Annotated in this window: 15 protein-coding genes; 3 read left to right on the top strand and 12 right to left on the bottom strand. The window is 40.5% G+C overall.

Annotation, left to right across the window (positions count from 1 at the left end; genetic code table 11):
- Positions 1–7: 7 nt before the first annotated feature.
- From hflX to surE, 9 genes are all read right to left on the bottom strand, one after another.
- A complete protein-coding gene (gene hflX / locus WH223_RS14040) occupies positions 8–1,198 on the bottom strand; it encodes a GTPase HflX (RefSeq protein WP_340048374.1) in 1,191 nt (396 codons plus the stop codon).
- A gap of 45 nt (positions 1,199–1,243) precedes the next feature.
- Entirely contained in the window at positions 1,244–1,729 is a 486-nt protein-coding gene (locus WH223_RS14035) for a GNAT family N-acetyltransferase (RefSeq protein WP_340048373.1), read from the bottom strand.
- Positions 1,729–2,298 (bottom strand): thiamine diphosphokinase, encoded by a 570-nt coding sequence (locus WH223_RS14030; protein ID WP_340048372.1) that lies wholly within the window; start codon positions 2,296–2,298, stop codon positions 1,729–1,731. Before WH223_RS14030 ends, WH223_RS14035 begins: the two co-directional genes overlap by 1 nt.
- Before the next feature lie 49 nt (positions 2,299–2,347).
- A complete protein-coding gene (locus WH223_RS14025; protein ID WP_340048371.1) occupies positions 2,348–3,541 on the bottom strand; it encodes a M20 metallopeptidase family protein in 1,194 nt (397 codons plus the stop codon).
- Positions 3,542–3,552: 11 nt separating this feature from the next.
- A complete protein-coding gene (locus WH223_RS14020) occupies positions 3,553–4,008 on the bottom strand; it encodes an SPOR domain-containing protein (RefSeq protein ID WP_340048370.1) in 456 nt (151 codons plus the stop codon).
- A gap of 16 nt (positions 4,009–4,024) precedes the next feature.
- The gene (gene secA / locus WH223_RS14015; protein WP_340048369.1) at positions 4,025–7,318 is read right to left on the bottom strand and encodes a preprotein translocase subunit SecA; all 3,294 of its coding nucleotides are present in this window, start codon (positions 7,316–7,318) and stop codon (positions 4,025–4,027) included.
- A 135-nt stretch (positions 7,319–7,453) separates the two neighbouring features.
- Positions 7,454–8,326: a 1,4-dihydroxy-6-naphthoate synthase gene (locus tag WH223_RS14010; RefSeq protein WP_340048368.1), complete on the bottom strand. Its 873-nt coding sequence runs from the start codon at positions 8,324–8,326 to the stop codon at positions 7,454–7,456.
- A gap of 29 nt (positions 8,327–8,355) precedes the next feature.
- Entirely contained in the window at positions 8,356–8,631 is a 276-nt protein-coding gene (locus tag WH223_RS14005) for a hypothetical protein (RefSeq protein ID WP_340048367.1), read from the bottom strand.
- Complete coding sequence (gene surE / locus WH223_RS14000; RefSeq protein WP_340048366.1) at positions 8,628–9,407, bottom strand: 5'/3'-nucleotidase SurE; 780 nt, start codon at positions 9,405–9,407, stop codon at positions 8,628–8,630. Before surE ends, WH223_RS14005 begins: the two co-directional genes overlap by 4 nt.
- 174 nt (positions 9,408–9,581) lie before the next feature.
- Here surE and WH223_RS13995 point away from each other — a divergent pair, with 174 nt between their 5' ends.
- Positions 9,582–10,754 (top strand): trans-sulfuration enzyme family protein, encoded by a 1,173-nt coding sequence (locus tag WH223_RS13995; protein WP_340048365.1) that lies wholly within the window; start codon positions 9,582–9,584, stop codon positions 10,752–10,754.
- Between the two features lie 57 nt (positions 10,755–10,811).
- Here WH223_RS13995 and WH223_RS13990 read toward each other — a convergent pair whose 3' ends face one another.
- The 3 genes from WH223_RS13990 to tpx form a co-directional block, all read right to left on the bottom strand.
- Positions 10,812–11,489, bottom strand: coding sequence for an ABC transporter ATP-binding protein (locus WH223_RS13990; RefSeq protein ID WP_340048364.1), 678 nt, complete (start codon positions 11,487–11,489; stop codon positions 10,812–10,814).
- Positions 11,464–12,405: a hypothetical protein gene (locus WH223_RS13985; protein WP_340048363.1), complete on the bottom strand. Its 942-nt coding sequence runs from the start codon at positions 12,403–12,405 to the stop codon at positions 11,464–11,466. Before WH223_RS13985 ends, WH223_RS13990 begins: the two co-directional genes overlap by 26 nt.
- A 199-nt stretch (positions 12,406–12,604) precedes the next feature.
- Positions 12,605–13,102: a thiol peroxidase gene (gene tpx, locus WH223_RS13980; RefSeq protein WP_340048362.1), complete on the bottom strand. Its 498-nt coding sequence runs from the start codon at positions 13,100–13,102 to the stop codon at positions 12,605–12,607.
- A gap of 174 nt (positions 13,103–13,276) precedes the next feature.
- On the opposite strand from tpx, the gene WH223_RS13975 reads away from it, so the two are divergent.
- Both WH223_RS13975 and WH223_RS13970 read left to right on the top strand, forming a co-directional pair.
- Positions 13,277–14,497 carry an OmpP1/FadL family transporter gene (locus WH223_RS13975; RefSeq protein WP_340048361.1) on the top strand — a complete coding sequence of 407 codons (1,221 nt, stop codon included), beginning with the start codon at positions 13,277–13,279 and terminating at the stop codon, positions 14,495–14,497.
- Positions 14,498–14,502: 5 nt separating this feature from the next.
- On the top strand, positions 14,503–15,822 hold the full coding sequence (locus WH223_RS13970) for an SGNH/GDSL hydrolase family protein (protein ID WP_340048360.1): 1,320 nt from the start codon (positions 14,503–14,505) through the stop codon (positions 15,820–15,822).
- The last annotated feature ends 60 nt before the right edge of the window (positions 15,823–15,882 follow it).

Here is a 15,882-nt window from a genome sequence, read left to right as displayed (position 1 = left end):
CTATTTCTTAATATAACAAATTGCTATAGGGGTAGCGCTCGTTATGAAGCTTAACAATGATTTCATAAAGCTTCACTTTGAACTCTTCTAGATTTTCTTTGTTCGTTGCTGAAATAAAGAGCGCAGGATCTGCATTTTTTGCCATCCAGGAGTTCTCAAAGTCTTTCAAAGTAACTTTAATCTCTTCACCTTCTTCATTTTCGGATACAGGCGCTTTATACAAATCTATTTTATTGAATACGGTAATAACAGGCTTATCCAACGCTTTAAGCTCTTCTAAGGTGTCGTTAACGGCAACAATATGATCTTCAAAATTAGGATGCGAGATATCAACCACATGAATTAAAACATCGGCTTCACGCACCTCGTCCAACGTTGATTTAAAACATTCTACCAGATGGTGAGGTAGCTTACGAATAAATCCTACGGTATCAGAAAGCAAGAAAGGCAAGTTATCGATAACGACCTTACGAACGGTTGTATCTAAGGTTGCAAAAAGCTTATCTTCAATTAACACATCAGACTTAGAAATCATGTTCATAATCGTCGACTTACCCACGTTGGTATAACCCACTAAAGCTACACGAATCAACTCGCCACGGCTCTTTCTTTGTGTTTCATTTTGCTTATCAATAGCCTTCAAACGCTCTTTTAACAAAGATACCTTGTTAAGAATCATACGTCTATCCGACTCAATCTGGCTTTCACCAGGACCACGCATACCGATACCACCACGCTGACGCTCCAAGTGGGTCCACATACGCGTTAAGCGTGGCAAAAGATACTGCAACTGAGCGAGCTCAACCTGAGTCTTTGCTTGTGCCGTCTGCGCATGCTTTGCAAAGATATCTAAGATAAGATTGGAACGATCCAATACCTTAATCTGAAATTCCTTTTCTATATTTCGTAATTGTGAAGGCGATAACTCATCATCAAAAACAACCATATCGATTGATTCTGCAATAATATATGCTTTCACATCTTCCAATTTACCACTTCCAATAAAGGTAGCTTTATCTGGTAAAGTAAGCTTTTGTGTAAAAATTTTATCTACAACGCCACCAGCAGTTTCTACCAAGAAAGCAAGCTCTTCTAAATACTCGTGCGCTTTCTCGTCTGTGGTATGCTGTGTAATGACCGAAACCAAAACTGCTCGTTCTTGTTTAATGGCCGTATCGTATATTTTGGTTTTTCCCATGTAGTAATTATCTTTTTATTTCCGTTTATACAGCTGCCCGCAGTGCTATGCCAGCTTCCGCTGCATCACGAAATCATCTAAAACATATGCAAAATAAGGAATATCTACCGTTTCTGTTACCACAAACCCCTGTTTTAGGTAAAAATTATAGGCATTGGTATTTCCTCTATTTACATTTAATTCAAGATAAGGCAATCCTAATTCAGTGGCCTTATCTGCCGCAAAATTAATTAATTGTTTACCATATCCTTTTCCTTGGCCCGTTGGCACAAGGTATAGCTTCTCAATACGCAACAAGTCACCCTTGGGAAGAATCGTAATAAAGCCTACATTGATTCCTTCGTCCCGAAGGATAAAAAAAGTATCTCCTTTTTGTGTAGCTTCTTCAAATCCCTGCTCTTTGTAACTGCGGCTGAGCATAAAATCAATCTGCTCTTCAGCCAAAATTCCAGCATAGCCGGTACGCCAACTTTGTTCGGCCATTTGGCTGATGCTTTCCCAATCTAGTGCTGTTGCCTTATATATTTCCATTAAATAGTTTCTCCTACCAACACAAAATCCGACGTATTAAACGCCAAATAAATAAAACCATCGTGCTCTACCTCAAAGGTATCGTCAGCAACTTTACGCACTCCAACGAGCGACTTAAGTGCTGACTCTTTCACAAATAACAAATCGCCTTGCTGCTTCCATTTTTCATAATCGGTATGAACCAACACATGGCGCACGCCGTCAACGAAAAACACCAAATTTATAGCCTTCGCAAAATCAGCAATCCCCTCTGGAATAACATCTGTTAGGATATTTACCGCCTTATAATTATTGGCAATAAGATAGTTCAAAGCAGTATCAACAAAGGAGCCATCGGGGCTGATAAAGCGTGTTTGTTCTTGAAAAAAGCCTGTATCGTTAGGCTTTTCGCCAACCACAAAATCCACTTTAATTTGTTCGGACAATAGAAAATCAACAGTATAGTCGCTCGCAAAGATGGAGGGACTCCATTCCAAAAGCTGACCTAGATATTCTGCATTTAAGCCCTTCAAAGAAGCGACAATCAATGCAGGTTCTTGATTTTCACGAACGATATGATGTGAAGACATATAATAAATTGATGCTAATTGTAAAACCCTACCAAAGGTTCAAAAGCGATTATTTAGCCGCTAGGCGACGTAGTGTGATGTAAGCCATCAAACCAATACCTGTTTCTAAAGCACGCTCCTCAATATCGAAGTTCGGTGTATGCACCGCAGAAGTTATTCCACGTGCAACGTTGCCCGTTCCTAAACGATAGAAACATGCATTAATAGCCTGCGAGTAGTACGAAAAATCTTCGGCCGCAGGCCAAATATCTAACTCAACCACATTTTCGGCACCGAGGAAATCTTCAGCGAAAGCACGCGAAGAATTGGTTATTTCCGCCTCATTAATCAAATATGGATAACCTTTACGGACCTCAAACTCACAAACCGCGCCCATACCTTCAGCAATACTCGTAGCCATCTTAACCATTTTTTGATGCGCATCGGCACGCCAATCTTCATCAAAAGTACGGAATGTACCTTCTAGGTAAACTTCATCAGGGATGATGTTTGTCGCTCCATTTCCAACAATTTTACCCCAGGACAAAACAGTAGGTATGCGTGGGTCAGCATTACGGCTTACCACTTGTTGCAATGCCGTAATAATTTGCGCAGTAATAGCAATAGGGTCGATATTTTGGTGTGGATGTGCTCCGTGACCACCTTTTCCTTTAACGGTCATAAAAAGCTCGTCGCAGGAAGCCATATATTTACCTGCACGGAAGCCTACTTTTCCGGCTTCTATAAAAGGCATAACATGTTGACCGATGATGCCTTGTGGCGCAGGATTCAGCAGTACACCTTCCTTAATCATCAAAGAAGCACCTCCAGGAAGTCGTTCTTCACCAGGCTGAAAGATAAGCTTAACGGTACCTGCAAAATGATCACGCATAGCAACTAAAATGCGGGCAACACCAAGGAGAGAAGCCGTGTGTGCATCATGCCCACAGGCATGCATAACACCCGAGTTTTGCGAGCCGTAGCTGCGTCCTTCGACCTCTTGAATCGGTAGTGCATCCATATCAGCACGCAAAGCTAATACCTGATCAGAAGGACTATTCCCTTGAATCAAACCTACTAAACCTGTTCCTGCCATCGGTTCAAAAGGAATTCCTAATTCACGAAGTTGTTCAGCGACATAAGCCACTGTTTCATACTCCTCAAAAGAAAGCTCTGGATGTTGGTGCAGATGTCTGCGAATGGATACCGTATCGGCAAAATAAGCTGCCGCTAATTCTTTTACTTGATCTTTAAGTGTGGACATAGCGCTATTGATTATTCATAAACCCAGATGTCTTCCGTGAAGACAAATACATTGCTGTACTGGGAACGTAATTCGCGCATAAAGTTGGTTGCTTCTGTCCGGTTTCGGAAATCGCCTACCTTAACCCGATAATTGGGCTCATCATACGTGACATAACTTCCCATATCAGAGAAGGAACTTTGAAACCTTGCCTGCACGGCATAAGCATCATTACGGTTCCCTCCAGAAAAAATCTGAACACGAAAGCCACGTACTTTAACACGGCGGGCGGTTTTCTTATCTACTTCCTTCGCTCCAATTTTTACAACCGTACGCGAAGTATTAGGGTTGATATTGTTCTCCGAACGAAAGGCCTGCAACAAGCTTATTAAGGAATCCTTATTAACTTGAACACCCCCGGACTGTGCTTTTGAAATTTGCACAAATCCTAAACATACGAGAACACCTATCAACCCTTTTTTTAACATCTTTAATTCTTATTTCTTAACTGTTCTTTCCGTGACAGTTTTTATATTTCTGACCTGAACCACATGGACATTCGTCATTACGACCTGTCGTTTGTTCTTTCTTAATCGGCTGTGTAACCTGAGGCTCTAAATCTTCTTCAGAAACGCCTGTTGGCGACGCAAGCTCTTGCTTTGTAGCTTTCACCTGTGCTGGTTGTGCTGGAATTGGACGCGCCGCTTGAACATCTTCTGGCTCTTGTTGACCTGGGATCTCTCCTTTAAACAAGAAACTAACCACCTCTTTATTCATGGCTGCCAACATTGTTTTAAACAAGTTGTATGCCTCCATTTTATAGATAATGATTGGATCCTTTTGTTCATAAACAGCGTTCTGAACAGATTGTTTCAAATCATCCATCTCACGTAAGTGCTCTTTCCACGCATCATCAATCAATGCTAGAACAACACCTTTTTCAAAAGATTTAAATACTTCTTTACCTTCAGACTCTACCGCTTTTAACAAATTTGTCGCAACTTGTATGCCACGAATTCCGTCAGAGAAAGGAACGACCACATTTTCAATCATCGCACCACGCTCTGCCAATACATTTGTTAAAACAGGCAACGTTTGACTAGCAATATGTAACGCTTTGTTGTGGTAATGCGTAATTACTTGTTGGAAAAGCTGATCTGTTAAGCTTTCAATATTTCCACTTGCAAAATCTGCCGGTGTAATTTCAGGATTAATAGCAAATAAACGAATTACTTCAATTTGGAAATCCTCAAAAGTACCGCCTTCTTTTGCTTCCGCTACCACATCTTCAACAACGTCAAAGATCGTATTATTCAAATCTACATCCAAACGTTCGCCAAATAAAGCATTTTTACGCTTCGAGTAAATAACTGTACGCTGCGAGTTCATTACGTCATCATACTCTAATAGACGCTTACGAATACCGAAGTTGTTTTCTTCTACTTTACGTTGTGCACGCTCAATAGATTTTGTCAACATGCTATGTTGCATTACTTCGCCTTCTTCCACACCCATTTTCACCATGATGTTAGAGATACGCTCTGACGCGAATAAACGCATTAAGTTATCTTCTAAAGACACGAAGAACTGAGATGAACCTGGATCTCCTTGACGACCTGCACGACCACGTAACTGACGGTCAACACGACGAGACTCGTGACGTTCCGTACCGATAATCGCTAAACCTCCTGAATTTTTAACCTCATCAGTAAGCTTAATATCCGTACCACGACCAGCCATATTCGTTGCGATAGTAACCTGACCTGGACGACCTGCCTCAGCCACGATATCCGCCTCTTTTTGGTGAAGCTTAGCATTCAACACATTGTGTTTGATACCACGCAACTTCAACATACGGCTTAATAACTCTGAGATCTCAACCGAAGTTGTACCGACTAATACTGGACGGCCTTGCTCTGTTAGTGTTTGGATCTCTTGTGCTACAGCATTATATTTTTCACGTGCCGTACGGTAGATAAAATCCTGACGGTCATCACGCTGTATTCCACGGTTTGTTGGAATCTCAACAACATCTAATTTATAGATCTCCCATAACTCCCCTGCTTCTGTAGATGCCGTACCGGTCATCCCTGAAAGTTTATGGTACATACGGAAGTAGTTTTGTAAAGTAATCGTCGCGTACGTTTGTGTCGCGTCTTCCACTTTAACATTCTCTTTCGCTTCAATCGCTTGGTGTAAACCGTCAGAATAACGACGACCATCCATAATACGACCTGTTTGCTCATCAACGATTTTCACTTTTCCTTCGTCAACGATATATTGATCATCAATTTCAAATAAAGTGTATGCTTTTAACAATTGGTTGATGGAGTGAATACGCTCCGATTTAACACCGTAATCACGTAACAACTCTTCTTTAGCTTGTGCTTTTTCTTCTAAAGTAGCGCTTGAACGCTCGATATCAGCAATCTCAGAACCTACATCTGGAAGAATGAAGAACGTTGGATCTTCACCAGACGCCGTGATCAACTCAATACCTTTTTCTGTTAATTCTACTTGGTTATTTTTCTCATCAATAACAAAAAACAATTCCGCGTCTACCTTCGGCATGTTACGGTTTTGCTCTTGCATATAGTAGTTTTCAACTTTCTGCAAAATCTGTCTGTGATTGCTTTCCGATAAAAACTTAATCAAAGCTTTATTTTTAGGCAAACCACGGTAAGCACGTAATAAAGACATACCACCACCTTCAGCATCGCTATTTCCTGCAGCAATAGCTTTCTTAGCGTCGTTGAAAACAGTATTGATATATGCTTTTTGTGCATTTACTAAGCGCTCGATTCTTGGTTTCAATTGGTAAAACTCATGCTCATCACCACGAGGAATAGGTCCTGAGATAATCAATGGTGTACGTGCATCATCAATTAATACCGAATCCACCTCATCAATCATCGCGAAGTGTAACTTACGTTGAACCAATGCGTCAGGCGTCTGTGTCATGTTGTCACGTAAATAATCGAAACCAAACTCATTGTTCGTTCCGTATACGATATCAGACAAATACGCTTTTCTACGTTGTGGTGAATTTGGTTGGTGCTTATCGATACAGTCAACGCTTAAACCGTGGAACTCAAATAAAGGACCGTTCCACTCGGAGTCACGACGTGCTAAGTAATCATTCACGGTTACAATATGCACACCTTGACCACTCAATGCGTTTAAGTAAGTAGGCAATGTACCCACAAGGGTTTTACCCTCACCCGTAGACATCTCGGAAATTTTACCTTGGTGTAATACCACACCACCGATTAACTGTACATCATAGTGAACCATATTCCAGACCACCTCTGTACCTGCCGCTAACCACGTATTTTTCCAAATCGCTTTCGCTCCTTGAATAATAACATTTGGTTTACGACCAGCCAGCTCTCTGTCAAAATCAGTAGCTGTTACTTCTAACTCTTTATTTTCGCTTAAGCGACGTGAAGTCTCTTTAACGACAGCAAAACCTTCTGGAAGAATCTCTTCCAAAACTTCTTCTAATTTTTTATCACGATCTTTCGTCAACTTGTCAACCTTCTCGTAGATTTCTGTCTTAACAGCCATATCTACATCGTCGCTATCAGCTTCAACTTTTAGCTCGGTGATTTCACGATCAATATCCGCTAAATACTCTTTAATGCGTTCTTTGAAAGCAATTGTCTTCCCTCTAAGCTCATCGTTAGACAATGTCGACAACTTTTCGTACTCCTCTTTGATTTTGTTTACAATAGGTTGGATTGATTTGATATCTCGCTCAGACTTACTGCCAAATAATTTACTTAAGAATTTTAACATAATATTTTTTTAACTCTGTTTATCGCTGTGCAATAATGACTCCAATCGCATTTGACAGACATTTTGGCACTAATCGCGCAAATTTAATTATTAGATGTGATAACTTACAGGCTTATACCTTATTTTTTTACTTTCTTAGGTTAAAAATATTTTTTCGGTGGATGTAGGAACAATATTCAATTCCTTAGCTTGGTCAAACAAGTACTGAATTGCCTTTCTTCCCTCATCACCAAGGTTTTCCGAATAGGCGTTAACATATAGTTCAATATGCTTATAAACCACCTCTTCTTCCATCTCTTGTGCATGCTCTTTAATGTAGGCTAAACCCGACTTCGGATTAGCAAAGGCGAAGCGCACACTCTCCGCTACCAGCCTGTTTAATTGCAACTTAAGAGCTGGATCCAGCGTTCTTTTCACCACAATACCGCCTAACGGTATAGGAAATCCCGTTTTCCCTTCCCAATAGTCGCCTAAGTCGACAACTTTATGCAGTCCTTTCTGTGCATAGGTAAATCTATTCTCATGGATAATTAAACCCAAATCAATGCGCCCTTCTAATAAAGAAGACTCAATATCAGAAAAAATAAGCTCTTCTTTATTTTGCAATTGAGGGAAAGCTAATCCCAATAAAAAATTTGCTGTTGTAAATTTCCCTGGAATCCCCACACGCAACCCTGCCAAAACATCCGGTAGTGCAACACCATCTCGCAGTAAAGCTTGAAGCTGTTCTGCCATTTTCGCATCTTTCGTGATGAGCAAAGGTCCTACACCAAAGCCTAATGCGCTTCCAGCATCCAAAAGCTCATAATCTTTTGCAGCATATGCAAAAGCATGATAGCTTAATTTGGTAATATCCAAATCTCCGTTGAAAGCCTTATTATTTAATGTCTCTACATCCTCATACGAAACTTCAAATTCTAAGCCTTCCGTTTCAATCTTATGATGAATTAAAGCATCGAAAATAAATGTATCGTTCGGACAAGGGGAGAACCCAAGTGTCAATTTCATGATTTTAACAATTTAAACAAAATGATGCACTAAACATGCAAACCATCAATTTTATGTATATATAAAAGCACAAGCATCGCAACAAAAGTAATTAACATAACTCCTTTTGCTAAGCGATCTTTCTGCGGATTGCTTCTATAAAAAAAACGTACAATAAGTAGATTTAATATAACAGAAACGAAATATATCCCTAATCGTTTCTCACCAAGAAGTGCCTCTACCAATCCGCTATAGCGCTCTAATAAAAAAGCTAAAAGAGGAGCTATTAATCCTAGCGCTAGCCCTTGCCAAAAATTATTTTTCATTCTTTAATATCAAAACTCCACGAATTAATCTCTGGTATAACATGGTGCGCTGTCATATCAAACTGTGTAGGCACCACGCATGCATATCCGTTATGCAGGGCAAATACATCCGTTTCCTCTCCGCGGTCATTCAGCTCAAACTTACCCGTCATCCAGAAATAATCCCGATTATGAGGATCTGTTCTTTCTTCAAACTCCTCTACCCAGCTGCCATTTGCCTGACGGCATATTTTAATACCCTTGATATCTTCTCCACGAGGGAAGTTTACATTCAAAAGTGTATTCTTTGGAAGTCCATTCGCTAAAACCTGCTCCGTTATCCCTAGTACGTAAGGACGGCAAAAAGAAAAATCCGCCTGATGCGAAAAGTCATCTAACGAAAAACCAATAGATGGAATTCCTTCAATAGCCCCCTCAACCGCAGCCGACATCGTCCCTGAGTATAAAACATTGATAGAATAGTTCAATCCATGATTGATGCCCGACACACATAAATCAGGCTTCTGACCATTATAAATCTTATGCATAGCAAGCTTCACACAGTCGACAGGTGTTCCCGAACATTTATACATCTCCACACCTTCATATAAATCAATCTTGTCTAAACGTAAAGGTCGACCAATAGTAATCGCGTGTCCCATGCCCGATTGTGGACTATCAGGAGCAACCACCACTACATTACCTAGCTTTTTCATCTCCTCCAGCAAAACCTTGATACCGGGAGCCGTTATGCCATCATCATTTACAACGAGAATATTTGGTTTCTTCTTTGCCATAATGCGAATTTATAAAAAAAACAATGGCATCCCTATACAATCTTACGCTACAGCCTTAATTGAACAGCTTTTCTGCAGAAGAAGGAAAGAACTCAACGGGTTAGCCAAAAAAAGAGACAAAAAAAATAAAATATACTAAAGCAGTCGGTTAAAAAAAATATAAATTTGCTCATCATGAAAAAAGATCAATCTAAAATCATTCGGGAGCAAGTTCCTAGATCCCCAATCCGGGAGCATGCGGCACCACTTTACCTTACCTCAAGCTTCATCTTTGATAGTGCCGAACAAGGACGTGCCATCTTTGCTGAAGAGGAGAGTGGTTTGGTGTATTCTCGTTACGCAAACCCAAACACAACAGAGTTTATTAATAAAGTATGTATCCTAGAAGAGGCTGAGGCAGGTTTAGCATTTGCTTCTGGTATGGCGGCAATCTTCGCAGCTTTCGCTGGAATTGTAAAAAGTGGCGATCACATCGTTTCTTCCAGAGCTATCTTCGGGTCGACACACCAGCTTTTCACGCAGCTATTTCCACGATGGGGCGTCACGACGACCTATGTTGAGGCAGCCGATAATGACGCTTGGGAGAAAGCAATCACCCCAAACACCAAAATATTATTTTTGGAGTCACCATCAAATCCAGGTTTAGAGCTTGCTGATTTAGAATTTCTTGGTGAACTCAAGAAAAAATATCCACATATCATTTTTGCTATAGACAACTGCTTTGCAACACCGCACTTGCAAAAGCCTCTACGCTATGGTTTTGACCTTTCTATCCATTCAGCAACGAAATATATGGATGGACAAGGCCGCGTTATGGGAGGCGTCATTGTAGGTAAGCAAGTTCTTATCGACGAGCTGATGTTTTTCATCCGCCATACAGGCCCTGCTTTATCACCATTTAATGCATGGACGATTTCCAAAAGCTTAGACACTTTAGGCCTTCGCATGGATAGACATTGTGAAAACGCATTAGCATTAGCTGAAACCCTATTTGAGCATCCTGAAGTCGTAGCCGTAAACTATCCTTTTCTACCAAGCCATCCACAGTATGAGCTTGCGAAAAAGCAAATGAAAGCCGGCGGTGGTATTGTCACATTTGAAGTAAAAGGTGGACAAGAAAGAGCATATCGCTTCTTAGACACTTTGCAAATGATTCGCTACACATCTAACCTCGGTGATGCGCGTTCTATTGCGACGCACCCAGGATCAACAACACACTCTAAACTTACGGAAGAAGAACGACTAGCATTGGGTATACAACCTGGAAGCATTCGTTTATCTGTAGGCCTAGAAGATAAAGCAGATATTATCGCTGACATTGAGCAAGCGCTCGCAGCAACAAAATAAAAAAAATCCCGAACAGTACTGTTCGGGATTTTTTTATCTATAGTCTATTTCTACACGCTAAACAAACAACTGATTAATATCTTGATTTAGGATCTGCTCTTTAAGCATTTGCTCCAACAGCAAAAAATCATGCTGATGCACCTGCTGTTTGAAAACACCTTCTGAAAGCCATAAGATTTCATCACAACAATCACTTAATGTTGCAAAAATATGTGACGCTATTAGAATCGTTTTCCCCTGTGACTTTAGCTTTCGTACAATCTCTGTAAAAACAAAACTACTTTGCAAATCAAGCCCGTTATAGGGCTCATCAAATATAAAATAATCATTCCCTTGCAAGAGCACTGCCGTTATTGCCAATTTCTTCTTCATTCCTGTAGAAAAAGTATCAACATATTGTTTCAACGGTAAATCAAAAATATTACGTGACGGCAAATCATCAACCTTTCTTCCGCGAGCCTCTGTCATCAAAAAAATATACTCTTCGGCCGTTATTTTAGGCAAATAATAACTTTCCGTTGGCAAATAGCCCAAATGATGCTTTAGCGGCATTAAATCAGACTTTATGCTCCCTTGATATTCAGTCAAGCCTGCAATACATCGAAAAAGAGTCGTTTTTCCGGCTCCATTTTGACCAACAACTCCGTATACCTTTCCTTTCTCAAACGTCGCGCTAATGGCGGAAAGAACCGTTTTTCCAGCAAATGTTTTATGCAATTTTTCGAGTTGAATCATAATCTCTAAACGTTAAATTTCGATGCGCCTTCCGGTAATAATAAGGAATTAAACCGATTAATAAAAAAGGTAAACACGTAGCAATTAGAACCTGCAACTGCAGAATAATCCCCGCATGTTCAGGAAACACCGAATACTTCATGAACACTATAAGTATCAATACAGCGCTAACAATAACACCTATTAGCGCCAACCAAATCATATAATCTGGAAACACAACCGCCCCAACTAACAAAGGAGCGCCCAACATTAAACTCTGCTGAGCAACAGCTCGTTTTATTTTATGCTGCAAGAAAGCAGTAGTCGACATGCTATAATTCCATAGCAACTCTTCCGGTTCAACCTCTGCATAAGCCTGCCACCCCAAAAAACCTAAGAGAGCAACCACCACGGCCAGTAAGTTAAAGTTATGAACGACAACCGCAATTATGGCTATAGCGTACAGAAACAGATATACAAACCAGAAACGCCGAAAAAGAATAATAAACTCAAAAGGATAGCGCCGAAATGGGGTTGGCAAGCTTTTTTTCCAGCGGATGGAACGGTCAAAATAAGCGAAGGTAAAAATTCCGCAGACCAGCACTATCGCCGCAAAAAAATAAAAAAAGCAAACACTTAAGATTAACAAAAGTAAAAGCACGGAAAAATTTTCCAGAATTCGTACAGTTATAAACTGTCTTTTCACAGGAAATAAGATTTTCAAAAAGCCAATACGTTCGGCTCCCTGAAGCATAAAAAGAAAAGAAAGCCCCAGATATATGAACCCGTATTCAGCATACTGTGGAAACCTTCGTGAGGCCGCGTACATTAATAAACAAAAAACTAGGGCTAAAAGCCCTGCCGTAAACCAAGAAAGACCCCATGCATTCATGTTTCTTTTTAGTATGCGACCGAGTAAAGAAAAGTAATACTTCATCGACTATCCGACTAAATTTTTGCATTAATAAAATAAGCTCACCATTTACCGCAAAACGGAGAGTGCCCTTAAACATAGCATTAAGCACTACCTATAAGGCGCGCAAGGAGAACAAATCACACAAAAAAGGAGCAATAATCATTGCTCCTTTTTCTATAGTAGTTACTGCAAAAACAAACACTTTGCAGAACAAAAAAAACTACAATGCCGCTAAAGCGTTTTCGTAGTTTGGCTCTTCCGAAGTTTCTGCTACTTGCTCCGTATATGTAACGACACCTTGCTCATCAATAACAACAACAGATCTGCTCAACAAACCTGCTAAAGGACCGTCTACAATACGCACTTGATATGCATCTGAAAAATTATTGTCTTTATATTCTGACAAGGTAATGACATTTTCAATGCCCTCAGCAGCACAAAAGCGTGATTGTGCAAAAGGTAAGTCTCTAGAGATGCTCAAAACAACCGTATTTGCCAAAGCTGCTGCTTCTACATTAAATTTACGAACAGAAGCTGCACACGTGCCTGTATCAATACTTGGGAATATATTTAAAACAACTTTTTTACCTGCAAAATCCGATAAAGCCTTCGTAGACAAGTCTCCAGCGGTCAACGTAAAATCAGGAGCTTTATCACCAACTTGAGGTAGTGTTCCTTGCGTATTAATTTCGCCTCCTTTAAATGTAATTTTAGCCATTTCTATCTTTCTTAAATTGATTATAATGCGTTAAGATACACATATTTCTTGAAAATGAAACCGCACAAGAAATGTTATTTATTTTCGCCACGAAATTTGTTTTTGAGACAAAAAAATACTATGTTAGCATATCATTATTTGAATGAGGCATATATAACCATAATAAACATTCTCATGAAAAGATTACTAATCGGAATGTTCCTTGCCAGCCCTACGCTCGTACTCGCACAAGGATCCCAAGTAAACACACAAAGCCAGAAGGCTGTCGGAATGGCAGGCGCTGGTTCTGCACTTTTTGTCGACGAGTCCTCCATTTTTTACAACCCAGGAGCACTTTCCAAAATGAAGCACAATGCTATTTCTGCAGGAGCAAGTACAATCATGTACCGTTCGGCATTCACGGAGGTTAATAGCACCGAGCTCCACAAAACTAGAGCTCAAGTAACACCCCCATTTTCTGTTTTTGCGACCTTTGGCCCTAAAGATGCCTGGTGGAAAGCTGGGATAGGCATTTACACTCCTTTTGGGGGAGCCGTAGATTGGGGCGACCAATGGCCAGGTAAATATGAGCTCAACTTCTTAAAAATGCGCGCTATTTATATACAGCCAACAATTAGTTTCAAGATAAATGATAACCTCGGCATCGGTGGTGGATTTATTTACAACATTGGCTTAGTAGACCTCGCGCGTTCACTTCCCGTTTCCTTTCCTGATGGTAGCGCTGGTAAGGCAGAGCTTTCTGGAACAGGTAAAGGAACAGGATTTAATGTTGGTGCACACTACAACTTCGACAACAATGTTGCTATCTCCTTAAGCTACCGCTCTAAAGTCATAACAAGATTGAAAAAAGGAGATGCTGAATTCACAGTACCAGACGCCGTAAAAGCAAACTTCCCTAACACCAAATTTACGGCAGAGCTTCCTTTACCGGCCAGCATAAACTTGGGTATTAGTGTTCCTGTAACCGAAAAAATTGATATCGCAGCCGATGGTACGTTTCTTAAATATGACATCTACAAAGAGCTAACATTTAAATATCAAGACCATACGCCAACATTACAAGATACCCAGCAACCAAAAAATTATAAAAATGCGTTCTCTGGGAAAATTGGTATTAATTACAAAGCGAAAGAAAACCTTGCTCTGCGTGCAGGAACAGGCTATGTCGTTACTCCGGTTCAAGATAATTTTGTTTCACCAGAAACCCCAGACAACAACAGATTTATGGTTTCCGCAGGTTTCACTTATGATATCAACGATAAATTTGAACTTACTGGCGCCTATGTTCTTCAAAGCATAAAGGCTAGAACAGTAACAAGCGCAAGTACAGGTTTAGCAGGAACCTACAAAACCTATATTCATGCCCCAGGCATTTCGTTAACTTATAAATGGTAATTACGATGAAAAAGATATTTAACGCTGGAAAACTTTTCTTTGGCGCTACCGCAACGCTAGCATGGCTATTCGCTTGCGCCCCAGACATTGACGTCGTCAAACCTAGCAGTGGACAGGCAGACTTCACCAAATATATTGCTATAGGGAACTCCCTAACAGCTGGTTTTGCGGATGGAGGCCTCTACCTTGACGGACAAAAAGTAGCCTATCCGAATCTCATTTCTGAGCAGCTACAAAAAGCTACTGGAAGCACCTTTAATACGCCTTTCTTTACAGAAGAACAACGTAATGGCTCCGGATATATCCGTCTAAAGGCACTTGTAAATGGTCAGCCGGTAATGGAAAACGTTACCGACAAATTGGCTATACGAGGATTAAATCCGGCGGGCAAGCCATTGTACACAAAAAACACGACCGAGATAAATAACCTCGGTGTACCCGGTATGCGCCTTGACATGGCTTTTTTCCCAGGTATTGGTACCGTAGCTGGAAACCCCTACTTTGAACGCTTATTGCCGGATAATACAGCCCCGACCTATCGTTATTTTGACTATGCTAACGCACAAAATCATACGTTCTTCACTTTTTGGCTCGGCAACAATGATGTTTTAGGCTATGCTACGAACGGAGCAGTAACCAACCCTGGAGACCCAACCACCGTATTGACATCTGTAAGTACATTTACACAACGCTACGGCGATTTTATCAGTGCTTTGACGGATAAAAAACAAAAAGGGGTGGTGGCCACAATTCCGGATGTTACCGCCGTACCATACTTTACAACGGTCACACGTGCCGCTTTATTGGCTGGAGCCAATGCTGCAGGAGCTAACGTAAAGGATTTGTACATCGTTTCTTCTACTGGAAATAGAGCCGCGACAGACCAGGATTTGTTCGTCCTTCCGTTCTCATCATCAGGATTATTAGGAAAACCAACGCCCGGAAATCCGGCTCCTTATGGCCTGCACCCGAACAATCCTATTGAAAGTAAATATGTTCTCGACCCTGAAGAAGTCGCTATAATTAAGAAACAGGTAGAGCAATTTAACAATGTGATTAAGAGTACCGCCGAAAGCAAAGGATTAGCTGTTGCTGATGCACATACTTATTTAAATAAAGTAAACAATCCGGGTATTCTGTATAATGGTATTGCCATAAATGCAAAATTTATTACCGGAAATGCTTTCTCTTTAGATGGTATACATCTTACTCCGATGGGTAATGCAATGATTGCTAACCTATTTATAGATGCTATCAATGCGAAATACGATAGTCGCATTCCAAAGGTTGACGCAACACAATATCGTGGCGTCATAATTCCATAGTAAAACAATAACTAAACATAATGAACAAAAGCGGTTTCCATACGTAATAGAACGTATCGG

The sequence above is a fragment of the Sphingobacterium sp. MYb382 genome (genome assembly GCF_037572665.1).
Lineage (GTDB): Bacteria > Bacteroidota > Bacteroidia > Sphingobacteriales > Sphingobacteriaceae > Sphingobacterium.
This window is presented reverse-complemented; position numbering and strand designations above follow the sequence as displayed.